Raw genomic sequence first — 24,653 nt, 5'->3', positions numbered from 1 at the left:
GTACACCATTTCGCTGGCCCCTTCAGGCGCCGGGAAAGTCAGCGTTCCGGGCGAGCGTTTCGGAGGCGCGGACGTCGGCGAGGGCGCTCTCGAGCGTGGTGACGACCGCGTCGAATCCGGCGCTGCCGAGGACGAGCCGGTGCGGAGGCGCGTCCTGGGCCATGACGGCCAGCACCGCTCGTACGCCACGCTGCGGGTCACCGGGCTGCTTACCGTCCTCGTCGATCATGGCCTTGCGGACGTTGTCGAGCATCGGCAGGTACTCCGTGATGGTCTCCTGAAGGGCATCGTCGGCGAAGCCGGCGTAGGCGCGGGTGCGGAAGGCGCCGGGCTCCACCGCCAGCACCCGGATGCCCAGCGGCGCGACCTCCGCGCGAAGGACCTCGGTGACGGCTTCGAGCGCGAACTTGGAGGCGCTGTAGTACCCGAACCCGTCGATGCCGCACAGCCCCGCCACCGAGGACATGTTGATGATCCAGCCGCTGCCTCGGGCACGCATCCCGGGAAGGACGGCCCGGATGACCGACAGTACGGCGAAGAAGTTCAGCTCGAACATGCGTCGGACGTCGGCGTCGGCCATGCCCTCGATCGACCCGTACCAGCCTCGGCCCGCGTTGTTCACCAGCACGTCGATGCCGCCGAAGTGCTCCTCGGCCGCACCCACGGCCTGCTCGACGGCCGTCGGATCGGTGACGTCCAGGGGCAGGATCAGGACGCGCTCGCCGTACCGCTGCGCCCACTGACGCAGCTCTTCGGGCCGGCGCACCGTCAACGCCACACGGTCACCGTTGTCCAGCGCGGCCTCGGCGTACGCCATGCCGAACCCGCCCGGGGTGCCGCCAGTGATGAACCAGGTCTTCATTCTTGGTGTGTTCCTCGCCTGAGAAGAGGCACCGGTGGCCGGCTGACCAGCCCGCGGCACCCACGAATCGTCGACCCTCTCCTCGGGAGAGGGTCAAGGGAAGGTTGCGGCGTCGCCGCTACGGTTCGATCACCAGCCGGCGGATCAGGGCGCCCTCCAGGTCGAACCGGTAGTGCAGGTCGGCCGACCCACCCGGGAAGTCCCCCTCCAGGTGCTGCAGCACGTCGACATGCCCCTCCCCCGTCCGGGAAGCGCCGACGAACTCCGTGGTGTACGTGTACTCGCTGGCCCCGTTGTCCAGCCAGAACCGGATCTCGTCGCGGCCCCGGTGGGTGCGGCCCTCGTCGGTCACCTCGGCGTCGGCGGCGAAGGCGCTGATCGCGGTCTCCGTGTCACGGGCCTGGTGCGCCGGAAGGTACGCCGCGATCGGGGCCGGAAGTTCGTCCCAGGAGATGACGCTGCCTCGGCCTGCGTTCGTTTCCATGTCCCCACCGTCAGGTCTCCCCCAGCGGGAGAGTCAAGGGCGTGAGCCGCTTCACTCTCCTGGTCGAGGTCGTCCAGAAGCACCAGCCGGGCACCCGTGCGGCCAGCCGCGGTCGTACGCTCGACCGGCAGGCCACGCTGCCGGGCAAGGTCCGCCGCCGCGTCGCCGAGCACGGATTTCCCCGACCCGGGAGGTCCCACCACGATCAGGCGACCCCCCGCACCGGCGACCGCGCGGTCCAGCATCCGGTGCACGGCGGCGAGTTCACGCCGGCGTCCGATCACGCTTCGAGCGTAGGTGCTACCGCCGCGCCACCCTGTCGACTCGGCCCGTCAGGCGTCAGGCGGGGTTACGCGGAAGACCGGCCAGCCCAGTTCGGTGCGCCACCGCGTGGGGTCGCCGGTGTCCCGGGGGCCGGCGAGGTACGTCTCGTGGACCGGCCCGGCGACGCCCAGCGCGTGGGAGACCACCCACGCGCCGAGGCGGCCGTAGGTGACGTCGATGTCGTCATGTGACCCCGGGTGGACGGTCACGGCGAGATCGACCGACGGCAGCTCGACCACCTCGATCCGGCCCCCACCGCAGGGCTCGCGCACCGGCCGGAAGACCGTCATGACGCCGACTCCGTCGGTGAACAGTTCGTTTGTGTACTGCCCGCCGGGAGGCCCGCTGCGCTCGGCGGGCGGGAACGCCTCGTCCAGCTCGTCCATTGCCGTGTCGAACCAGGCGAGCGCGTCCTCCTGCCGAACCTGCTCGCGGATGGCGGCCACGGTCCGGGCGGGCACGGACCGCAGGTCGACGTCGAGCGCCGCGGCGTCGGGGTGCAGCAGTTGGCGCAGCGACACGACGGCGGCGCGGGTGCGGTCGAGTTCGGCCTCGAGTCGCCGCAGGTGACCCGATATGAGCTCGGCGCGCTGTGCGGTGTCGTCCGTCGCGAGGATCGACCTGACCTCGGCCAGCGGCACATCGAGCTGGCGGAGCCGGTGGATGACCTGTGCGGTCGCGATCTGGTCGGGCAGGTAGTACCGGTAGTTCGTGTGCGGGTCCACCGTCGCGGGCTCCAACAGGCCCGCCTCGTGGTAGCGGCGCAGGGTCCGCACGCTGAGGTGGCTCACGGTGGCGAACTCGCCGATGGTCAGGCCCTTTCGCATCGTCACAGTGTCCATCCTCGGGCCGGCACGACCGCAACGGCATCCTTTCCGTACTCCGAGTGACGATGGCTTCGCGGGTTGGACCGATGCCGTGATACTGGCCGTAGTCAAGCCGGTGACGGTGTGAATTCTCTTACCTATGCCGAGATGCCTCCTGAATTGCTGTCCGCGCTGAGTTGCCTGTCGAAGAACGTTCTCAGGCCCGCGGTGCGCGTCATCACCACCTTTGCTCGCGCAACTGTCATGGACAACGGTATGGAGTGTGACCAGATAGACAGAACCCTATTCGGTTCGATTGGGCTTCGCGGCCCGGCATCCGCAGCCATCACGGCGCGGTCCGCGCTCCGACTGGTTATCAGGGCGCTGCCTGTGAGGCCAGCGCCATCGGCTCGATCTGGCGCGGCGGCGACGGGCGCCCCAGCACAAGCTGAGGGCCGGCCGAACAGCCGGGAGCGGCACCTACGATGACACCGTTGTGGACGATCTCGTCGAGCAGAGCGTCCGGCGGTGGCATCCCACCGGCGCTGAGATGGGCGGCCTTCCGACCGCCGTCCGCACCGAGCCGGCCCTGCTCGACGCCCTGCTGCCCACGCTCGCGGGCGACCTCACCGCGGGCTGCGGCCGGGCGGCGCGACGCGGCGAGCGTATGCGAGCATTACGCCACGACTCATTACCACGTGACGTGTCGCGCCGAGCTCACGGCACCGCGCGCAGGTTCGACGACGCGCCGCGCATGTCTATTCCGACGACACGCCCATGCCCTCGTCAGCCAAGCCGACGACGACCAGAGCTGCAGGGGCACCGACCGATTTCCCGTGCACGAGCAGGCCTTGGCTTGATTCAATTGACTTAACAAATAGGCGAATCCGGATGGTAGTGTCGCGATAACAGGCTGCTATCCAACCTGCCACCTAGACTCTTCCAGTACGCCGAACACCGAAGGGGGCTGCATGACGGTCAGGCAGCCGCACCACATCCGATGACCCGTGGAACTTCACTGGACGACGCTACGCGCCAGAGTAGGCCCAGGGGTGACCAGCCCGCCCCGAGTGACGGCGAGGACAGCGGCCGCGCGATGGCGCGCCGCACCCCGAGAGCACGGAAGCGGGCACCCGCAGGATCCCCAGCGTTGTACGTCGCCTGGCCGGCCGAGTCACCGCCCTCGTCGCCAGAGCCGGAGGACGGCAGGGTCGCGCTCGTCAGCGGAGGCAACCGCGGGCTGGGGCTTCAGGTCGTCCGAATGCTCGCCGAGCGCGGCATGCGCGTGGTGCTGGGCAGCCGCTCGGTGGAGAGCGGCCGTCACGCGATCGAGTCCCTGGGTGACCTCGCGGACCGGGTCGCGGTCCGCCAGCTGGACATCACCAACCCGGACAGTGTCGCGGCGCTCACGTCCTGGTTGGACCGGCGGCTCGGTCGCTGCGACGTGCTTGTCAACAACGCTGCAGTGCTCCTCGACGACGACGACATCGACGCCACCGCCGTCGACCTGGACGTGGTGGTCAGCACCCTGAACACCAACCTGCTCGGCACGTGGCGACTCACCCAGGCCGTCGTGCCCCTGATGCGGGCCTGTGGGTACGGCCGGATCGTCAACATGTCCAGCGACGGTGACGGCGTTCCACCGCCGGGGCGCGGTCTGCCGGCGTACCGACTGTCAAAGGCCGCGGTCAACACGTTGACCCGCATGCTCGCCGCCGAGCTCGCCGACGACGGCATCCTGGTCAACGCCTGCACTCCGGAACGGGCGGGCATCCTGACCGGGCGGGCTGTTCCCCCCACGCCACTCGCCTCGGCGGCGGTGTGGCTGGCAACCCTCCCCGACGGCGGGCCCACCGGCGGCTTCTTCAGGGGATTCTCGGCCGTCGAGAGGTAGCCGCCACCGGCCGGAGCCGGTGGCGGCCCACCGCGCCTATCCCGCCGGGCCCTGCTCGACGACGTCGAAGACCAGGCCACTCGAACCCTCGCCGCGCCCCGGCCGCTTCCGGCGGCCGATCCAGGTGTGCGTCGACCCGTCCGACCAGCGTGCCCGCTGGTGTACGCGTGTGACGTGCAGCCCTTCGCGCGGCACCTCCTCCGAGTGGATCGTCAGGTCGCGCCCCGGTTCCAGCAGTTCGCCCCGCGGCCGGGGGTCGACGGTGTGGCCCGCGTCGTGTCGGGGGACGCTGCCCCGGCGCAACAGGTAGGCGCCCCGCACCGGTTCCACAGGCAGCAGCGGGAACCAGTGCTCCGGCACGCTGGTGGCCAGCCGGTAGTGGTCGGCTCCCGCCGCGCCGGGCCCCACCGCTGAGCCGCCGGAGCCCGTCGGAGCGCCGGCGCCTGTCAGTTCCGTCGTCTCGTGCCGGCGTACCCGGCGGCCGGTCGCCCCCGCCACAATGGTCTCCACCGCCCACGCGACGTTCGCCATCTCGTCCCGGAAGAGCCGGACCTCCTCCACCGGCTCGGCCTCCAGGCTGTCGGCGATCGCCGGTGCCACCAGGAAGCGGTCCGACCGCGCACCTGCCGCCGCCCGCGGGCCGGTGACGGTGTGCCGGAACAGGCTCCAGTCCTGGCCGTCGCCGGGCAGCGCACCGGCGGGGCGGATCAGGGTCCGGAACCCGAAGGTGTCGGTGACCACGAGCGACCCGATCCGCACCACGGAGGCCACCGGCAGGGTCAGCGGCAGCAGGTACCAGTCGTTGCTGTAGACGGTGGCGTACTCCATGAGCAGCAGCCGGGACAGGTCGGTCGGCTCCGCCTCGACCCGCCCGTAGTCCACCCGCGCGTCCTCGAACTCCCACCAGCGCGCCGCCGGCATACCCGGGTAGCCGGCCGGAGCCGGTAGGACGGTCCGGACGATCTCCTCGACCGGCTCCTCAATCGGATCGGCCGCCGGCAGTGTGGCACCGGTGTCCACGCTGAACGAGTACCAGTCGAGCCTGCCGCCGTCGTACTCGGGTGCGGAGAACACCGTGTCGACACCGCCGGAGTGGGCCGCCACCTCGAACCGGTACTCCATCCTGGACGGGTCCCAGGCCGGCGGCGCCGTGTCCGTGCCGTCCGGGGTGAGCCCGAGCGAGTCCAGCCAGGTGAGCCAGGACCGGGCCCTGGACCGCATCGCGCGCTGGTCCGCGAAGGCCACCGTCACTCGGGTCGGTGGCGTGCCGTTGTCGGCCAGGGCGCGCAGATCCGGCAGCAGTTGGGCACCGCTCGGCGTCCTCGGCCCCAGCACCGACAGCCAGCGCCGGCTCTGCGGGTCGAGCGGGCCGTCACCGCCGTCGTCGAGGTTCAGCGGGTACGCCGCCGCGAAGCGGTCACGGTAGGCGGCCAGCGCCGGGTCTCCCCCGAGCAGCCGCAGGAAGTGCTGCCCGGCCCGGGCCGCGATCCGCAGGTCGGTGAGGCGACCGGAGGAGCCCGCCTCCACGGCCGTCTCCAGTGGACGGTTTCGGTCGTAGGGCCGCGCGGTCCCGCCGTGCGGGCGGTAGCGGGCCACCGGCGCGACTTCCGCCCGCAGGCGTACCGACACCGGGGAGCCGGCGTCCTCGCCGGTGAACTCCCCCAGCTGCCACTGCCGGGCCAGCATCCAGAGCGGGTCGTGGATCCGGGCCTGTAGGCCGGGGGCGAGATCGTCGCTACGAGCGCCCGGTTCGAGCCGGGTCCATGAGGTGACAGAAGACATCGTGAGTCCTTAGCCGGCGGGAACGGTGCGGGTGAAGTCGGTCGCGGCGGTCTCCCCGTCGGTGTTGAACGGGAAGTAGAGCGCGGGCAGGAACTGGCCGACCTCGCCGAGGGTCGCCACGTCGATGGCGCGCAGCGGGGCGAGTTCGAGGGTTTCCACGAGGGTGCGTTCCAGGGCGTCCCGCGTCCACAGCGCCGCGTCGTCCGCCGGCACGGCGAGCAGGATGGCCTGCGGTGCCGCCTGACCGGGCGTCTCGGCGTGGAACGCGACCCCGGTGGTCTCGGCCTCGTTCGGCACCACCTCGACCCACTCGTCGACGAGCAGGCCACACAGCGGCACGGCCGGATCGACAGTGGCCGGGGCGTCGACGACCATCGACAGCCGGGACCCGGCGGGCCGGTCGGCACCGAAGCGAAGCCCCACCCACCGGTCGCCGGGCGCGTACGGCAGCTGCGCCACCCGCAGGTCCTGGTACCGGTCGGGGCGGACCGCCTGGGCGTAGCCGCGTACCGTCTCCAGCCGGTCGGCGCCGGCCCGGACCGGCGCCGAATCGGCAAGCCAGTCGCCGGCCTCGTGCGGCGACCCGCCCTGCAGGTCGGTGCTCGCGGCCAGCGCCGCGGTCAGGCCCGCCGGGTCGGCGAGGGTGAACGCCGGCAGGACCCGGAAGTCCGCCCCGAAGACCGCCTGCAACCGGGCCACGTCGTGGTCCCGGCGCTGCTCGGCGGTCGCCCTGGCCCGGTCGAACCCGGTGGTCAACCCGAGCAGGGCCGCGTGCCGGGCGCCGACTTCCGCGCCGACCGCGCGGGCGCGGGCCAGCAGCGCCGGCGGCGTCGCGTCCGGACCGACGTACGCGCCCAGCACGCCGATGCCGGCGGCGGTCGCCAGCGCCGGACCGAGTACGGCCGGGTCCTCGCTGGCCAGGTCGGTGACGAGCCGTCCCAGCAGGTCCGCCGCGTCGTCGGCGCGGTCGGGCAGAGTCGGGTCCGCGTCCGGTCCGGTGCCTTCCGTGTCCGCCTCGGCACCGCCGGGGGTGAGGTCGGCGGCGGTCAGCGGGCGGGCCGAGGCGACCAGGGTACGGACGGCGCGGGCGACCTCGACGAACTCGTCCAGCGCCAGCACGTCGGCCGCCCAGTCCTCGCCCCGGCCCGGCAGCACCCGCTGCGGCCGGGACCCGGTCGCGCCTGCGGGCGGGGTCGCGGCGTCCAGGACCCGGGCCACCAGCTCGCCGTCGACGGAGATCTCCTCGGCGTCGGTGAGCGCGAGCAGGTCCAGTGGCGACCGGCCGATCCGGTCGAGGCTGACCTCTCCGATGAGCGGGGCGCCCGGCCCGGCCCACTCCACCCGGGCACGCACCGACGCCGGACGGGGCAGCAGCCCGCCGACCAGCGCGTCGAGCCGGGGCTCGGCCGCCGCCCGGGGGGTGGGTCCCGTGGTCGGCCAGTCCGGCGTCGCCGCCGGCCAGTCGTTGCCGAGCAGCACCACCCGGTGGGTGATCGCGAGGCCGGTACGCGGGGTCCGGGCGAACTCCAACTCGCTGGCGGGTACGTCGCCCCGGGACGCGGCGTCCAGAGTCGCCCCGGTCCGCATCGGGTTGCCCTGCGCCGCCTGGTGCACGCTCTCGGCCATCAACGCGTCGGCCACCGCGTCGATCGCCTCGCCCAGCGAGGTCAGCACCTCGGCGAGGGCCACCTGGTCGGCGTGGCCGGCGTTGGGCAACTCCGGGTCGCCGTTCCAGTCGACCCCGCCGTCGCGCCACCGCTGGTACAGGTCGAGGCCGTCCACGACTGCGGCGGAGGCGACGACCGGCTCGACGTCGGCGTCGTGCTGCACCCGCAGTGCCCGGATCGGCGCGATCTCCCGCAGCCGGGGCAGGTACTGCTCCAGCACCCGGGGGTGGTCCTGCAGTTGGCGTTCGAACCGGTAGCCGAGCAGTTCGGTGAGCGGCTGCCCCTGACGTACCCCGTCGAGGAGCCAGTTGGCCAGCCGGACCCGGTCGGAGCTGAGGTCCACGGCCAGCGGGTTGTCACCGCTGGAACGGTGGGCGCGGTAGCCGGCGCGCAGGACCGCGGCCGTGGCCGCCTGGCCGAGTGAGGGGGCGTGCACGTATCCGGCGTCGGCGGCGCCCTCCCGCAGCGGACCCGGCTCGCCGGGCGGCGGGAAGAGCACGGGCGCGGTGGCGGTGCGGCTGCGACGCAGGTTCTCCACCCAGCCGTACCCGCCCAGGTGCACCCCGGTCGGCTGGGTCTTGCGCACGGTGGCGAGTCGTTTGGTCGCGAACGAGGTGATCCAGGCGTCGAGCCGGTACGCGCAGAGGTCCAACGACTCGGCGAGCAACCGTTCCAGGTCGGCGGCCGGGTACGCGGCCAGCGCCAGCGCGCTCTCCCGGAACGCGAACAGGTCCGTGCCGGGGGCGGTACGCAGGTGCTCGCCGACCTCGGCGGTCGACCCACCCGGCAGCGGGATCTGGCGGGCCAGCTGACGCCAGAGCGTCCAGCTCGTCCGGTCGGGGCGGATGTCGATCAGTTCCGCCTCCCGGTACGCCTCGGCGGGCAGCGGCGCCACCGTCTGCTGGAGTCGGCGAGCGGCGGTGGCGTACTCAGCCAGGGCGGACTGGCGCAGCAGCCGGTAGAGCAGCGGAGTTTGCGTGCCGTCGGTTTCCGCCTGGTCCCGCAGGTTGGTCCAGGTGCGCTCCAGGGCGGCGAACCAGGGCAGGTAGTCCGCCGGTCCCGCGCCCTCGGGCGGCGCGACCAGGGGTCCACCGATCGTGAAGGCCCGTTTCGCGTAGGTGGCCTGGGAGAGGCGGGTCTCCCAGTCGAGTTCGAGCAACGTCATCAACTGGCTGGGTTCGAAGGCCTGCCACACCCGCCAGTTCTCGTCCATGTCCAGTCGCATGAACCGCCACAGGTGCGTCAGGTAGTCCATGCCGAGCAGACTGCGGGCCTGCCACTGCGACCCCAGCGGCCCCTGGGCCAGGATCCGCAGCAGCACCTGCCGCTGGTCACCGGCACCACCGAGCCGGGGTACGCCCGGCAGGCCGGTTTCCGGCTCGATCTCGGTGGCCGACGGACGCCAGACCCGGTCACGCAGCAGCCGAAGGAATCCGACCAGGGCGTTGTCCCGGGCGTTGGTGCTGGTCCACGTGTCCAGCGCGGTCACCGGCAGCACGCCGTACGGTTGCTCCGCCACCCGTAGCGCCGGCACCGGCCCGGCGGCCCGCACATGGTCGATGTAGTGCCGCCGCCCGTGCCGGATGTCGTCCTCGGTGACCACCCCGGTCATCATGTCGCTGAGGAGGTATCCCCAGGTAGCGGCCCAGGTGACGGTGTTCATGTGGCGGGCGCCGGCGGATTGGGACACCGCGGCGCGCTCCGAGGTGTCGGATGGCCCCTGTCCTCCCAGCGCGGCGCGGGCCAGCGCCCGGGGTGACCCGGTGGCTGCGCCGCCTCGGACGAGGTGCAGCGGGTCGCCCGGCTGCGCGACGAGCGGGACGCCCAGCGCCCGGGCGGTGACCGGCGCGTCGCCGTCCACCCCGGTCGGCGGTTCCTGGCCGGGCAGGATCCGCAGCCTGTCGATCCGCTCGGGGTCGTCGGGGTCGTGGCCGGAACGGGCCCCGGCCGTGTTGTTGGTCGGGGTGCCCGGCGGCACAAAACCGAGGCCGTGGGTGTGGAAGTGGGCGTCGAAGAGTTCACCGAGGATCCGGGCGCCCCGCCCGGCCGGGGTTTCCGGCGCGACCGTCTCGTCGGTGTCCACGCCGAACACCACCAGCCGGTCGATGCCACCCTGGGCCATCTGCAGGGGCAGCGGAATTCGCATCGCCATACCGGCGTCGACGGCGGCCTGGAAGTCGACCAGCCACCGGCTCGCCTCGTCGACCGGCGGCTGGTCGTCGCCGAGGGAGGTCAGGTCGGCCACGGGTGACGGGCCGACGACCAGCGGGCGGCGTACCGGCGCGGACTGTGCGTACACCGGTGCGACGCCGGCCCGCCACAGGGTGGCGTGCCATTGGCTCGGCAGTGCGCGGGCGACCGGCGCACGGTCCCAGGCCTCGGCGCCGCCGGTAACCGGCGGGAAGTTCGGCTCCCGGAGCAGTGGCCGGCCGGGTGGGACCGGCTTGCCGGGGCGGCCGTCCGGCGCCGGCTCCAGCGCTCGGGCGATCCAGGCGGCCCGTTGCGGGTCGACGAGCTGGCAGAGCCGTCGCCAGGCGATGACCTCGTCGGCGGAGACCCGCCCGGCCCGCCACACGTCGATCCAGTACTGCTTGCCCCAGGCCACCTCGTCGTCGGTCAGCGCGGGCTGGTGGGTGTCGACGTGCAGCACGTCCGGCAGCACCCGCAGCCACAGCTCGGTGCCGGTCGGTCCGGTGTCGACGAATCGGGTTTCCACGCGCACCGGCAGCAGGGCCACCGGCCACTGGGTGGGCAGGTGCCACGGCGGGTTGGGTGTACTCATCACGCGTCCTCGGCCAGTTCGGGCAGGAATAGCAGGTTGTTGGGCAGGTCGCCGTCGGCCTCGGTGGTGAGGTACGGCCGACCGGTGGCGGTCCGGGACACCAGCACCTGGACCTGGTCGCCGACGGGGCGTTCGACGAAGAACCGTTCGTGCCGGCCGATCGCGGCGATCACCTCCTCGGTACTCATCCGCCACGGCGTGCCGTCGGCACGGCGCCCGCCGACGGCGACGATCCGGTGCTGGGGCACCCCGGCGGCGTGCCGGGCGACGGCCTCGATCTGCCAGGTGTCGTCGATGGCTGGGATCATGTCGCTGGCATGGATCGCCACCAGGACCGGCCGTTGGAGAGTGATCTGCGCCTGGTGGGCGCTGTTGTAGCCCCACTCCAGGCCACCGAGCCGCAGGCTGCTCAGCCGTCCGGAGGCCTGGGCGTGCCGCAGTCGTTCCTCCTCGGACGCGTCGCCCATGAGGTGCCGCCAGTGCACGTCCGACCAGTGCGTCGGGGCGCCGCCGTGGCTCGCCCCGTCGGGCGGGGCGTCCAACCCGAACCGGGCGTCGGTCGGCGGCTGCCGCAGCACGATGAACCAGCCGGCATCGGTGTCGCTGCCCCGGGCCTCGGACACCCCCAGCGGCAGACCGAAGAACTGGATGTCGGGGTCGAGCCTGCCGGCGAACTGCGGCTCGCGCGTCTCGTCGGCCAGTTGCCGGCTGCCGTCCTCGGCGAAGAAGGCCCTCTGCACGTAGATCGCCGTGCCCGGGTAGCGGCGCAGCAGCTCGCCGCGGACCAGCACCACCAGCAGGTCGCCGGCACCCACGGCGGTGGCGTTCTCGCCCAGCCCGTTGCCGGGCTTCCAGCCCTGGATCGGTGGGATGTCGGAGAGCGGGCCGACGGACGGCTGCGCGGACCGCACGTCCCAGAACTGGGAGAAGAAGGTGGCACCCAGGTCCGTCGGGTAGCGCCGCCACAGCATCTCCCGGCCCAACTCGGAGTTGAGACCCACCATGAACGCCTCCACGAAGGACGCGTTGACACGCAACAGGGTGACCGTCTCCGGCGGGATCGCGGACACCCCGGGGAAGAGCAACTCCTGGGACAGGTCCCGCAGCGCCTCGTACATCGGGCGGGTGAACCGGGGTACCACCACCAGTTCGCGCAGCTCCTGCACCGACTCGACGCCCGCCAACTTCATCCGACCGGCGGTCTGGTCGGTGATCCCGCCGACCGGCTCCAGGGCGGTGGTCATCCGGGCCGCCAGGGTGGCGGTGTCGACCGAAACCCGGCGCTTCGTGTCGACCAGCTCCTGGGCCGCCAGGACCCGGTCCTGGTGGCGGCCGGCGGCGGCGGTGAACCGGTCACCCATCGCGGTGCGGGTGGCGGTCAACGCCGAGTCGAGGTCGGCGAGGGCGATCGCCGCCCCCTGCCCCTCCCATCCGAACCATCCGGGGACCTCGGCGTCGGCGCTCCAGCGCCGGGCCACCCCGTGCCGGTCCAGGTCCCAGCCGACCCGGTAGTAGCCGCGGTTGGACTGGGCCGGGTTGGCCACGTGGAACAGCACCAGGTCGGCCCGACGGGTGCCGGTGACGTCCATGACGGCGATGCCGGCCCCCTGGTGCGCCGCCGGCAGCGGGTCGCCGCCGACCACTCTGGCCGGCGTCCAGCCGGCGCTGACCCGGCCCCGGGCGTTGAACTGCCATCCGATCCGGTAGACCGCCCGGTTGGTGTCGCCGGCCGGCTCGATGGTGAGCACGATGATGTCCGGGACCAGGTTGTCGTCGAGGTCGGCGACCGCCACTCCGACGCCCTGTACCGGTCCTGGCGTCCAGGGCACCGACACCGAGTCGGACCATCCCCGGCTGATCGCCCCCTGGGCATCCAGCCGCCAGCCGACCCGGTAATACAGTCCTGGTGTGGCGCCGCCGGTGGCGTACGCCAGGATCAGCTCGGGATGGCCGTCGCCGTCGAGGTCCGCCACGGCGAGGTCGGCGCCCTGGATCTCGGCGGCGACCTCGTCGGGCAGCCGGTGCACCGGGCTCCATCCGCCGGTCACCTCGCCGTTGGCGTCGAGATTCCAGCCGATCTGGTAGGAGACGGCGTTGGCGCCAGCCGGGTTGTCCACCCACATCAGGATCAGGTCGGGTTGGCCGTTGCCGTTGACGTCGGCGACCGCGATACCCAGACCCTGGGTCTCCCAGCCGATCGGACCCGGCTTGTCGATCTGCGCGGTCCAGCCGCCCCGTACCTCGGCCTCGAACCCGAGGTCGCGGCCCACCCGGTGGTAGACGACGTTGTCGGTCGCGCCGTTGTCGACGTGTGCGGCGACCAGATTGGACATGAAGCCCAGCGGCAGTTGCCACCGGGCGTCACTGGCCGCGAACGCGCCGATCGGGCCGGCGCCCCGGGAGTCCACCGGCAGGCCGTTGTCGGTCCAGCTCCATCCGCTGCTGGTGCGGCTCACCGTGAAGAGGCGGCCGTCGCTGCCGGTCACGAAGATCGCCAGTCGGCTCTGCATAGCCGCGCCGGGCACCTGCATGACCCTCGTATCGGGCGGGAACCCCAGGTTCTGCCACGACCAGGCCGAACCATTCCACAGCCGGATGTACAGCCGCCCGTCGGCGGCCCCGCAGAAGATCATTACTTCGTTGCCGCTGACGATGATGTCGCCGGGGGCGTTGGTGAGCACGGTCCCCGGCGGGGTGCCGTGGTCGCCCCAGGTGCTGTTGGCCAGGACCCGTTCGATCAACCGCCCGTCATAGGACACGGCAAATACGCTGGCCGGGGCGGTCCGCGGCGCGACGTGCCGCAGCGGGGCGCCGGTCGGGTGCCCGTGCCAGCGCCACTGCCAGCGGCTGCCGGTCCAGTAGCGCTCCCAGAGCCGGCCGGCGCTGCTGGTAACGAAGAAGCTCGTGTTGCCCCGAGCGCTGCCCGGGGTGCTGACGATCCTCTCGCCACTGTAGTGGCTGGGGTTGCCGTGGTCGACCCAACTCCACTGGTTGCCGTCGCGGCGCCGTTCCCAGAGCCGGTTGCCGTTGTCGTTGGTGGCGGTGGTCAGGAAGATGCTCTGGTTGTTGAGCACCAGGAACGGTGAGCTGCCGAGCCCGTAGCTGCCGGGGGGGTCCGGGTGCTGGCGCCAGTACCAGCGATCCTCCTCGCGGTAGTGCTCGAAGAGTCTGCCGTGCACGGAGGCGATGAAGATTCGCCGGCCGCCGTCCATGATCCCGCCGGGCTCGACCCCGGCGGCCTGGGTGCTGGTCGGTGCGCCGTGGTCGAGCCAGAGCCACCGGGTGCCGTCGTAGGAGCGTTCGAACAACCGGCCGTCGCTGGTGGTGACGAAGGCCTGCCGGTCGTTGAACGCCCAGCCGGGCGGGCTGAGCACCATGCCTGGCTGGCCGGTCGGGGCAGCGGGGTAGCCCACTCTCAGCGGGCCGGCGTCCGGGTACACCACCGGCGACGGCTGTGGCGGTTCCGGGGTCGGCTCCGGATCGGGCTCCGGGTAGGGGTCCCGCGGCGGCCAGTTCGGGTCGTCCGGAGGCAGCCTCGGCTCGATGGGTCGCATCGGCGCCGGTATCCACGTCTCGCCGAACTGCTCGGCGGTGGCCTTGCCGACCGGGGTGTCGAGGGGGCCAGGCAGCGCCGCGGCGCTGCCGTCCGTCGGCGCAGCCAGCGTGACCTCCGGCAGCGCAGTCGGCCGGGCGTCATCCGGCACCGGGGCCGGCGCATCCCCTGCTGCGGTCGGCACCGGGGCGGGGCTCGCCCCGGTGGCTGCGGCTGCGGTGCGGCCCCGCCACCAGGGGTCGACGCGGTCGATGCGGGTCCGGTTGATCAGGTGGAAGGCGATGTCGTCGCCCGCGACGTCGTCGAACAGCACCGTGCCCGCCGGCGGCTGCTCCGGCGGCGTCGCGGTCACCTCGTTGCTCGCCGCCGCCTCGACCACCGAATCCAGCGCGTCGGCGCCGGCTCGCCGGGCCAGCGGACCGTCCGGCCGGGTCATCCGGCGGAACGCCGCCGACAGGGCCGCCGTCGCGGTCGGGTTGCGGAGCAGCTCGCCGCTGATCAGCCGCTTGGCGCGGGGGGTGACCGTCACGGCGTCCAGCACCGCCCCGGAGACCTGCAACAGCCGGCCGGGCGGCAGCGGGCCGCCGAGGGCGAGCCGGCCGGCGGACGCCGCGTCCGTGCCGGACCGGGCGAGGGCGGCCGCCGCCGGACCGGCGATTCGGCGCTCGTACGTCGAGCGGCTGACCTCGGCGGCGAGCTGGGCCTGGCGGATCGCCTCGTTTGCCCGCTGCACCTCGGCCGCCTGCTCCCAGGCCGCCGCCATCAGCTCCTCCTGCTGCTCGCGCACCACGCGGGTGCCCAGCGCGGCGGCGATCCGGTGCCGGGGGTCGAGGTTCAGCTCCCGCAGCCAGTGCGGGTGGGCCGCGTCGCCGGGTACCCGGTCGACCCCGGCGTACCGGCCGCCGTAGAGCGGCGGGCCGAGGCGGGTGCCGGTGTCGGCGATCAGCGCGCGCAGCAGCTCCTCGAACGCCTCCCGGGACTGCGCGGGCCAGAGGGTCGGCATGGTGAGCGCCCCGCGCAACGCGCCCTCGGCGCCCAGGGTCACGGTGGGCACCGACAGGTCGAGCCCGGGAACGCCGGACGGGCCGAGCAGCATCGGGCGCAGCCCCGCGTCGGCGGGCAGAGCCCGGGCCTGCAGCCGCCGGACCAGGGACTCGAAGTCGCCGTCGGCGCCGGTGGAGAACTCCCAGCTGTGGTAGACGGGCAGCGGCGGCGTGGCGCCCAGACCGGGCGCCCAGGCCGGCGCGAGGGCTGAGTCGTCGTGGACGGGCAGCCCCAACCCGGCCCGCCGGCCGGCCTCGAACGCCGGCACCAGGCAGGCCCGGTAGGTGATGCCGGCGGCCAGCCGGCGCGGGCTGATCAGCCGGGACAGGGTGCGTCGCGGGTCACCGGCCAGCACGTCGGCGACCGGCTCGCCCGTCCCGGTGGTGGCGACCTGGGCATGTGCCCAGGCCCACGACTCGGCGAGGTCGGGCAGGTCCGACAGCGCGCACTGCAACACCGGCAGCGGGGCGCCCGTGTCGGTACGCAGCTCGGAGTTCGCCACCGGCACCACGACGAGGAACAGCCAGGGGCGCAGCCGCTGCCGGCTGCCGGGCGCGGCCGGGGTGAACAGCCACGGGAAGTCCGGCCGATCGAACTCGATGGTGACCAGGTTGTTCGGCTCGAAGTCACTGGCCCGCTCCGGCGGGTCGGTGCGGATGACCTGCCGGGTGTCGATGCCCCGGATGTCGCCCGGCCCGTACAGGCGGATGTCGAACGTGCGCTCGGTGCGACCGGCCAGCCGGACGCCCACCGTGACCGGCTGCCGGGCGGGGATGTCCGTCTCCAGCGGGTCGGCCACGGCTCCGGCGGCGGCCAGCCCTTGCCGGACGTACGCCAGGAAATGCAGTTGCGCCGTCACCGGCGTGCCTCCTCGGGGGTGCGCGAACCGGCGACCGGCTCGGTGAACCGCACCAGGGGGGTCAGCCCGGCGCGGTAGGCGGCCGGGCCGGCGGCCCGGGCGGGGGCCAGCGCGGCCGCGCTGGATCGGGTCAATCGCTTCAGGGTCGCTCCGTCCATCGGACGCATGGCCGGTGCCGGGTCGACCGCCCACCTCTTCGCCCGCCCGGCACCGCGGGGGGTACGGGCGGCGACGTCCGGCTCGTCGATGATCAGCACTTCGTAGCCGAGCGCCACCGGTGGCGGGGCGACCAGGTCGTACTCCACCTCCGGGGAGGAGAAGCTGCGGCCCGCCTCCATCCGCTCGAACGAGGGGGTGGAGAGCAACTGGTCGTCGGTCATTTTCTGGAACTGGGCCCGCGCGAAATGCTCGTAGGTGACCGCGCCGGCGTCGGTGGCGTCGACACCGCCGAACCGCACCGAGGCGATCGAGTACCCGGTCTTCTGGGTCACCGGCGCGCTGCCGAACCGCTCGATGGTCAGGCCCAGCGGAGCGACCTGCTGGGTGACCGCTATCGCGCCCAGTGGGTGGGCCAGGAGCTGCCCGGGCGCCGCGTCGATCTTGCGGAGGGTGACAAGGGCCTCCCCGTGCGGCGGCAGTTGCGCCGTCCAGTTGCGGGGGTCGGCGAACGCCGCGTCGAGCTTCCCGCCCACGTCGACCGGGCTGGGCAGCGGCGGCGGCGTACGCGACCCGATCGTCAGGTCGAAGGAGACCGAGGCGCTGACGAACAGCACCTTGAACTTTGCCTTGCCGCGCGCCCGCCACGGCCGGGGACCGCTGAGCGTCACGCTGAGCGCGACGGCCATCAGCTCCCGCTTGCCCCGGCGCAGCGCCACCGCCGCCCCGATGTCGGCGACGAAGCTCAACGGCGCCAACTGCACAAGGGTGTCGAAGGAGAGCATCCCGGAGACGTTGAAGCCGGCCGCCTCGGCGTAGACCTCCAGCCGGGCGCCGAACTGCACGGTGTTCGAGGTCAGCGCGAGGTACGACTCCAGCCGCAACCGGGGATTGTTCTTCTCGGACAGGGCGATCGCGAGCCGACGCAGTTGCGGGAAGTTCGGCGGCGGCTGGAATCGCGGGTTGAACCCGCCGGCCGCGAGCGCGAACGTCGGTTTCGCGCCCCAGGACATCCGCATCGCCATGTCCCCGCTGATCGGGAAGCCGGCGATCTGCGAGTCGTAGAGCGAGGCGTCGATGGAGGCCTGTTCGGCGCCGAAGTCGACGATGCCCAGGACGTCCATGTTGATCTTCACGATCGGGTTCTTCTCGTCGGGCAGGGCCATCCGCAGCCGGCCCAGCACCACCAGCCGCAGCGGCGCCGGCAACTCCAGCACCAGACCGAGGTCGAAGGTGAGCAGGGTGGGCGTGCCCCAGCCGATCCGGGCCATCGGGCCGAAGACGTACCTGCCGACGGCCACCGGGAAGATCGTGCCGACCGTCGCCACCGTCTCCGCGGCGCGACCCACCGGGTCCGTGGGGAACATCAGCGAATTCAGCGACCCGTTGCGCACCCCGGACCGCAACGCCTCGACGTTGACCGTCCGGTGCACGCCGAGCATGCCGCCGACACCGTTGAGGGTGAAGCCGAAGCCGAGCTGGATCGGGGTGAACTCGCCCGCGATGATGACCAGCAGGGAGAATCCGTCGCTGCCGTCCGGCATCCGGATCGGCGTCCCGTCCGGGTTCTTCGTGGCGAGCAGGCCGACCGCGCTCACCGCGATCGACTCGAACTGGAGGTGCAGTGCACCGGCGTACTGGCCGGCTTCGGCATCCACGAAGAGGTAGCCGCCGCCGACAAGCGGCCCGGCGGCGAGCGACAGCCCGATGCCCGACGGCGGTTTGAACGCCAGCGCCGTCTCGGCCGGGCCGAGGTTGCCGCCTCCCGGCGGGAAGGTCAGGCCCGCCTCGACACCGATCCGCTCGGCCACCGCGCGCAGTGGCCCCAACCGCAGGGTCGCCGAGGCGGCCAGCGCGGCGAAGAGCCCTTCCCCGCGTACGCCGAGCGCCGCGTGCAGCCCGAAGATCTCGACGGGGCCGGCCGAGATGTGCAGCGGCAGGTCCGCGTCGAGCCCGGCGGCGCCCCGGAACGTCAGGCCCTTGCGCAACGACCAGGTCAGCGCGAGGTCGAACTCGGCGCGCAACCCCTCCGGCGGCAGCACCTGGGCGAGGAACCCGTCGCCGTCGCCGGCCGCGACGACAAGCGCCGCGCGGGCCGCCGAGATCGACAGCTCGATGTCGTCCACCCCGCCGCCCAGCGCCGCGCCGGCGGCCAGCCGCAGGCCCTGGACCTCCAGCCGGGTGCCGGTGGCGCTGCCGATGCGCAGGGCCATCCCGGTCCCGTCCGGCACCCGGTCGGCGGTGAGTGCGATCCGCACCATTGAATCCAGGCCGGCCGGCAGGGTGAGCCCGTCCGGTCCGATCGCGAATCCGGCACCGGCGCCCTGGACCGCCAACCGCAACGCCCAGCCGGCGACGATCCGGTCGAGTTCCAGGGCGCCCCGCAGCGCCAGGACCAGGCCGAGCCCGCCCCGGTCGGTGGCGGACAGCGCCGCGCTCGCCCCCACGGTGACCTGGGCGTCACCGATTCGGACCGGGGCGGCCACGGTGAGCATCCGGGCGGCCAGTGCGGTGCCGACGGCACCCAGGTCCGGCCCGTCGGCCGGGTTCAGGCCGTACAGCGCCGGCACGCCGAGTTCCTTGAGTACGGCGGCGATGCGGGGAAAGAGCTTCGCCGCCGCCGCGTCCGCCGCCGCCGTGGCGGCCAGCCCGTCCGGGAAGTACTCGGCCCGGAGCGTGCCGACCGGATCGGTTAGCAGGTCACCGAGCCGATCCAGGTGCAGTTGCGGTCGGGACCGGGGCAGCCGTACCGGGGCGCCGGTCGTCGGCATCGGCGCGCTCACCGGCGGCTCACCGGCCGGGGTGAGCAGCGTCAACAGGATCGCCACCTGGTACGCCACCGGGTGCTGGCGTTGCAGGTAGTTGACCGTGAGGAAGGTGATCAGGTCCTCGGCCAGCACCTCGGCGGGCGGCAGGTTCGCCGCACCGGCGTTCAGCGCCGGCGGCAGCCCGCTGACCGCCGCGACCGCCGACGACACCGTGTCCAGCGCGGCGGTCAGGTCGTCGAGCGTCTCTGGTGGCCCGTGCTCGATGATCTGGCGGACGCCGTCGACCGCCTCGGCGCAGTCGGTCAACCACTTCTCGAACTCCTCGGGCGGCATCCCGGCCAGCGCGGCGAGGTCCCACCCGAGCGAGTCGAGGATGCCGGAGCGACGCCACTGGCTGGTGGCGGCCATGGTGATCGGCGACAGCAGCGCCTCGATCTCGCCGAGCAGTTGTGTCTGGAAGTTGCCGTCGTCGGTCATGCCGTCTCCGGTCCGTAGTGAGCCGCGGTGAAGGCAGCCGGCCGGTTGTAGACCGTGTTGATCCCGTCGGCGACGTTCGGGCGACCCGCGGCGTCGGTGTAGTAGGTGATGGCCGGGACGCCGGCGTGGGCCAGGACCTGGTTCGGGTAGCGCAGGTTGCGGTTAGGGCCGGAGGCCGGGTCGTCCGCCGTCCGATACTGCAGACTCGGCTGGATCTCCCAGGTGGTGCCGCTCCATTGGAACTCCCGGCCGCCGTTGTAGCGGCGGATCGTCTCCCGCTGGAAGACCGCGCGGGTGCGCTGGTCGATCGGGTTGGGCATGTGGCCGCTGATCAGTTGGTAGGCATCACCACCGCAGTTTGCGAAAAGTAGGCGCACGGCGGTGCGGACGTTCTCCACCCAGTTCCACACTTCGTTGGGGTTCGCGCCCACCCGCGGCCGAGGGCCCCAGTTGTCGAGCTGGCCGATCCCGTAGCCGTGGGGCGGCCCCATCAGCGGCATGTCCTTCTCATGGCCGTACCAGTGGTTCCTGTACGTCACGGTCGACGCGCCGTCCTCGCGGAACTGGTTGTAGCCACCGCGTAGCCCACTCTCATGCGTGAAGATCAACATGGCGGTCCGCCGCCAGCACTCCTGGCTCAGGATGTTGACCTGAGGAAGCGTGTCGTTGTCCTGGTAGTACGTCTGAACGAATTCCTCGATCAACTCCTCGATGTCGGCATCGGGCGTGGGATTCACGCCGCAGACCCGGAAGGCGGGCAACGCCAGCAGCGGGACACCCTGCGGCGGCGGCCCGAGCACTCCCTGCGTGCCAGGGATCAGTCCCGGGTCCAGCGACCGCTCATCGAAGGAGACGGCCGACACACCCAACTCCCCGTCGCCGCCCCGGATCACCTCCTGCCCGTTCTCGGTCACCGATGGTTGGAACTCCAGTACCAGCGCCGGCCGGTCCTGGGCGCCGGCGCGCCGCCCCCACGGCCGCTGCTGCCCGCTGACCAGCACGGCGGGCAGCCGCCGGTTCGCCACCGGGAACGGAATCGCAGTCGGTGCGGGCGTAAACGCCGCCGGTACCCTCCCCTGGCCGTCCACGACGAGATCCCGCCCCTTCGCGTCGGTGAACTGGCCGGTGGCGCCGTAGTGCAGCACCACCGTCGGGTTGCCGGTGAGGGCCAGTTGGTAGTTGTGGCCAAGGTGCGCGTTCTGCATCGGGGCGGTCACGGCATCGGCGTTGTCGTCCGGGCCGTCCCAGCTCAGCCGCAGGTTCCAGGTCCAGTCGATGCGCAGCTTCCGAGGCGGGGCCGGGTTGGCCGCCGGGTCCGGCGGGTCGGACACCGCCGACCGGGCGTACCGACGGCGCAGCAGGTCGCGCAGTTGGTCGTCGGTGACGCCGACGAACTGCACCTCCCCCATCCACATCGGCATCTGCGGTCGCAGCCGGTCCGGCCCACCGGCAACCAGTGGCCGCCGCTCGTTGCGCAAGTGGTACGGCACCATCCGCCGGACCCTCGTCTCGGCGTGGAGAAGTGGTTCGGTGTCCTGTGGTGAGCGGAGGAAGTCCACGACCTGGAGTTCGTCCGCCTCGCCGCGCAGCGGGCCGCGATCCTGCGCGGTCGGGTCGTCGACAAGCGCGGTCTGCATGCCGCACAGGTGCATGGTGAACGACTCGACGTGTGGCACCGCCGGGCCGTCGGCGACGACCAGGACCTCCACCGGGCCGAACGCCGCCGCCGCGTCGGCCAGGAACACGGTCGCGGTGAACGTCCGCACCCCGCCGTCCGCCGGTGCCAGCGTCGCGGTCACCTCGGCTGCGGTGGGCGCGTCGACCGCGATCCCGGTCCGCAGTAGCAGCGCGACGCCGGCTGAGGTCTGCAGCCGTAGCCGTACCCGGGTCGCCGCACCGTCGACCTGCCCCTCGATGCGCAGGCCCCGCTCCACCGGCCGGTGCGGCGCCACCGCGGCCGGGGCCGGTGTGCCGTCCACAGGGTCCGTCGCCGTCCACACCTCGGCCCCCGGCGGGAGTTCCCCCGTGGCGTAGGTGTCCGGCACATGCCACAGCACCGGCCAGAGCGCCAGTTCCTCGGGACTGACCAGGTTCAGCAGACGGGCGGGCAGGGTGATCGCGACCGGCTCACGTTCCCCGTCGACGGGCGATGGCACGGGTGGCACGGTGCGCTGCTGGAACAGGCCCGCGGTGCCGAGCAGCGCGTCCGGCAGAGGCCGGGCCCCGGTGCTGTAGGCGACCTCGGCGACCGTGCCGGCGGCCGGCTTGAACGCCTCGGTGTAGTCCCATGGCTCGGTCGAACCGGCGACGGCGCTGGCGTACAGGTAGCCATCGGTGCCGGCGCGCAGCCGGCGGACAGCGCCGCCCGTACGCCAGTAGACCCAGGTGTCCTCCGCGGGTTGGCTTGTCGCGGCGACCGCGCCGGCGGCGGGCCGTTCGGTCATCAGCACGAGGTGATCGGGGTCGTGCGGCGCGGTGGCCGCCCGGGTGGAGAGGCTCACCGCGCAGCGGGTCAACGGTGCGGCGGTTTCCTGGCCGGGCAGCCGCCACCACAGGGTCTGGATCGCCTTTTTGGCGTTGCCCGGCTGCCACGAGAGGCTGACCTCGCCGATGTTCGCGTAACCCACCACCTCCTTGCCGTCGCCCCACTTGCCCAGGTAGTCGTCGTGGTTCTCGGTGGCCGCCAGGTACTGCCCGAGGGCCGCCGAGCGGTCGCCGGTCGGCGGGTAGACCGGTCGCGGCGAGCCGGGTCGGGGCGGGATCGTCGGATCGGCGGCGTCGTGCTTGGCGAAGCTCAGGTCGTAGGACCAATCCGGGGTACGCGTGACAGTGCGCAGCGGCCCGGTCTCCGCCACGGCGGGGGTGCCGCTCACCGTCCACGGCACGCTCCGCAGGTGCCCGGTGATCGTGTCGACCAGCTCGGTGCCGACGGTGAGGCTCCCGCCGTCCGGGTTCGCCCAGCCGACCCGGGTGCTGCGGGGCAGCACGTCGGCTGTCACGTCGAAGCCGGTGCCGTGCAGGAACCGGGTCAGCCCGTCCTCGTTGCGCGCCGCGCTGGCCACGAACTGCGCGACAACTCCCCGGGTGGGCACCGGATCGGTCGCCCGGAACGGTGCCGTGCCCTCGTAGCGCAGCCGCGCGGCGAAGCCGTAGCCGACCTCGCCGGAGAGCAGGATGAGTCGCTGCCCGCGGGTGCCGTCCGGTCGTACGGCCCCCCGGTTGAACAGCCGGGACAGCAGCTTCTCGTACCCGGCGCGTTGCAGCCCCCACGCCTCGCCGTCCACGGTGGCCCGACCCCGGTAGCGCTTGCCGAGCAGTTGTTGCACGAAGTCGGAGACGAACGGGTAACCGACCACCGGCGTCGCGGAGACCACGAAGGTGGCCGCGTCCGGGCCGAGGTCCGGCGGGTCCAGCACCTCATCCTTCAGGACGGCGTCGCCGTAGAGCAGGGCGGGCGGGTCGTCCGGCCCGCCCACGAAGACCCGGGTGGTCCGGGTGTCCAGCACGATGAGCTGATGCTGCGCCCACTCGACGTGGTAGTGCCAGCTCAGCGCCCCGGCGGGACGCAGCGGTACGCCGCTGTTGAAGCCGGTGGGCAGGCCGACGCAGGCACGGATGGCCGCCGAGGTGTCGTTCTCGGTGCCGTCCCAGCCCGCGACGGCCGCCAGCAGCCGTTGGCCGGGCTCACCGGCCGGGCCGGCGGGAGCGAACCGCTCCGGCGTGTTCCCCCAGCCCTGGCAGAGGGCGTACGCGGTGAGCGCGTTCTGGATCACCCGGCGGCCCAGCCCGCTGGCGTCGCCGGTGGTGGCCAGTGCCTTCTCCGCCCAACCCTGCGTCGAGAACCAGTCCTCGCTGACCTCGTGCTCGCCGAGCACCAGGTAGGTCGGGGTGTTCGCCAACACCCGGCGGACCGCGCCGACACTGGACCGGAACTCCAGCACCGCCGCGCGCTCGTCGGCGAAGGTGTCCCGCCGCTGCTTGGCCGGCCCGTATCGAGCCACGGACGCCCACGCGTCGGAGAGCCCCGAGTCGGTGAGCGAGCGTTCCAGCAGCGCGTGCTCGTCCGGGTGCACGTCGGCGAACTCCGGCAGCTTCTCCGGCCAGAGCACGTCGGACCAGACGAGCAGGTACATCGCCCAGAACTCGGCAAGCGACAGCAGGTGGCTCTTCGCCGCCGTGGCGGTCAGCCCGGCCGCCCCGGACACCAGCTCCTGGCGGTATCCGGGGCGCAGTCGGAGGTCCGCGTCGACGACTCCGGGCAGCGCCTCGGGGCCGGCCTTGAGGGTCTGCCCAAGCCCGGTGACGACTGCCAGCAGCGGATCGGCGACGTCGTCGGCGTAGATCTGGCTGCCACTGAGCACCAGTTGCTGCGGCCGGGCGAGCGGGTCGGCGACATCGGCCCGCAGGATCTCGTCGAGCACGGCGAGCGCGTCGTCGCCACCGCCGTGCGGCTTGCGGCAGGAGGTGTGCACCACGCGCAGCCGGTTGAGGTCCTCCGGCGGGGTGGCGAAGCTCGGCAGGCTTGGCGCGCCCGGCCCGGCGTAGGTGAGGGCCGAGCGGGCGGCGGCCGCCGTGGTGGCGACCACGTTCGGGGAGTACAGCCGGGGCTCGGTGGCCGGCACCGGCACGGACTCGTCGCCGACGGCGGCGAAGAACACGTCGTACCGGTAGAGGGTTCCGGCGGCCAGCGGCGCCGCGGCGGTGGCGGTGACCGCTACCAGGTGGCAGTTGGCGGCCACCTTTACCGTGTTGCGGCTGCCCTCGCCGACCTGGGTCACCCCGACGCCGTCGGCGTCCGACGAGTAGACCCGCAGGGTGACCTTGCGGGGTTCGCGCAGCGCCAGCCACACGGTGACCGACGTGCCGTCCACCCGTCGCAGCAGAGGACCGGCGAGCACCAGCGGGAGGCTGGCGAGCGGGCGGGGTTGCCAGGTCACGCCGACCTCCACGAGCCCGAGTCTGCGGCATCGAGCCGACCATTACCGTCCACTTTGGACATAGCTACTGCACTGGATCCCTTCACGCGCCACCCATTCCACGCTCGCCGACGTCCGGAGCATTCAGTTAACGCGCGGTGACCACTGAGTAACATCGCTCGATTGCCGATCAACTCGTAACCCTTCGTTTGCCAACCGGGGGCCTTTCGCGGGCGACCGACCTACCGATCGGTCGCTCGTGCCTCAACCTGTTCGGCC

At 72.7% G+C, this 24,653-nt stretch carries 10 protein-coding genes; 1 reads left to right on the top strand and 9 read right to left on the bottom strand.

Annotation, left to right across the window (positions count from 1 at the left end):
* Nucleotides 1–22: 22 nt before the first annotated feature.
* From F4558_RS07070 to F4558_RS07055, 4 genes are all read right to left on the bottom strand, one after another.
* Complete coding sequence (locus F4558_RS07070) at nt 23–862, bottom strand: SDR family NAD(P)-dependent oxidoreductase (RefSeq protein ID WP_053656554.1); 840 nt, start codon at nt 860–862, stop codon at nt 23–25.
* Nucleotides 863–980: 118 nt separating this feature from the next.
* Complete coding sequence (locus tag F4558_RS07065) at nt 981–1,289, bottom strand: nuclear transport factor 2 family protein (protein ID WP_369814807.1); 309 nt, start codon at nt 1,287–1,289, stop codon at nt 981–983.
* On the bottom strand, nt 1,211–1,591 hold the full coding sequence (locus F4558_RS32330; RefSeq protein ID WP_369814806.1) for a hypothetical protein: 381 nt from the start codon (nt 1,589–1,591) through the stop codon (nt 1,211–1,213). The genes F4558_RS07065 and F4558_RS32330 overlap by 79 nt, the downstream gene beginning before the upstream one ends.
* A gap of 87 nt (nt 1,592–1,678) precedes the next feature.
* Nucleotides 1,679–2,497 (bottom strand): MerR family transcriptional regulator, encoded by an 819-nt coding sequence (locus F4558_RS07055; protein ID WP_053656918.1) that lies wholly within the window; start codon nt 2,495–2,497, stop codon nt 1,679–1,681.
* A 1,129-nt stretch (nt 2,498–3,626) separates the two neighbouring features.
* Between F4558_RS07055 and F4558_RS07050 the strand changes: the two genes are divergently transcribed.
* Complete coding sequence (locus tag F4558_RS07050; RefSeq protein WP_053656551.1) at nt 3,627–4,370, top strand: SDR family NAD(P)-dependent oxidoreductase; 744 nt, start codon at nt 3,627–3,629, stop codon at nt 4,368–4,370.
* A 36-nt stretch (nt 4,371–4,406) separates the two neighbouring features.
* On the opposite strand, the gene F4558_RS07045 is transcribed toward F4558_RS07050, so the two are convergent.
* Genes F4558_RS07045 through F4558_RS07025 form a run of 5 tightly spaced genes read right to left on the bottom strand, consistent with a single transcriptional unit; the run spans nt 4,407 to nt 24,407 of the window.
* Nucleotides 4,407–6,152 carry a hypothetical protein gene (locus F4558_RS07045; RefSeq protein WP_167943564.1) on the bottom strand — a complete coding sequence of 582 codons (1,746 nt, stop codon included), beginning with the start codon at nt 6,150–6,152 and terminating at the stop codon, nt 4,407–4,409.
* Between the two features lie 9 nt (nt 6,153–6,161).
* Nucleotides 6,162–10,601, bottom strand: coding sequence for a hypothetical protein (locus tag F4558_RS07040; protein WP_167943563.1), 4,440 nt, complete (start codon nt 10,599–10,601; stop codon nt 6,162–6,164).
* Entirely contained in the window at nt 10,601–16,057 is a 5,457-nt protein-coding gene (locus tag F4558_RS07035; protein WP_167942849.1) for a DUF3892 domain-containing protein, read from the bottom strand. Before F4558_RS07035 ends, F4558_RS07040 begins: the two co-directional genes overlap by 1 nt.
* On the bottom strand, nt 16,054–19,458 hold the full coding sequence (locus F4558_RS07030) for a DUF6603 domain-containing protein (RefSeq protein ID WP_167943562.1): 3,405 nt from the start codon (nt 19,456–19,458) through the stop codon (nt 16,054–16,056). Before F4558_RS07030 ends, F4558_RS07035 begins: the two co-directional genes overlap by 4 nt.
* Nucleotides 19,455–24,407 (bottom strand): hypothetical protein, encoded by a 4,953-nt coding sequence (locus F4558_RS07025; protein ID WP_053656541.1) that lies wholly within the window; start codon nt 24,405–24,407, stop codon nt 19,455–19,457. The genes F4558_RS07030 and F4558_RS07025 overlap by 4 nt, the downstream gene beginning before the upstream one ends.
* Nucleotides 24,408–24,653: the final 246 nt, after the last annotated feature.

The organism is Micromonospora profundi (assembly GCF_011927785.1).
Taxonomy (GTDB): Bacteria; Actinomycetota; Actinomycetes; order Mycobacteriales; family Micromonosporaceae; genus Micromonospora; species Micromonospora profundi.
Note: the sequence above shows the minus strand (reverse complement) of the source record. Positions and strands in the feature narration are given on the sequence as shown.

Coding starts and splice junctions, on each gene's coding strand:
- F4558_RS07070 (WP_053656554.1), bottom strand. CDS start 862: ATGAAGACCTGGTTCATCACTGGCGGCACCCCGGGCGGGTTCGGCATG.
- F4558_RS32330 (WP_369814806.1), bottom strand. CDS start 1,591: ATGCTGGACCGCGCGGTCGCCGGTGCGGGGGGTCGCCTGATCGTGGTG.
- F4558_RS07055 (WP_053656918.1), bottom strand. CDS start 2,497: ATGCGAAAGGGCCTGACCATCGGCGAGTTCGCCACCGTGAGCCACCTC.
- F4558_RS07045 (WP_167943564.1), bottom strand. CDS start 6,152: ATGTCTTCTGTCACCTCATGGACCCGGCTCGAACCGGGCGCTCGTAGC.
- F4558_RS07040 (WP_167943563.1), bottom strand. CDS start 10,601: ATGAGTACACCCAACCCGCCGTGGCACCTGCCCACCCAGTGGCCGGTG.
- F4558_RS07030 (WP_167943562.1), bottom strand. CDS start 19,458: ATGACCGACGACGGCAACTTCCAGACACAACTGCTCGGCGAGATCGAG.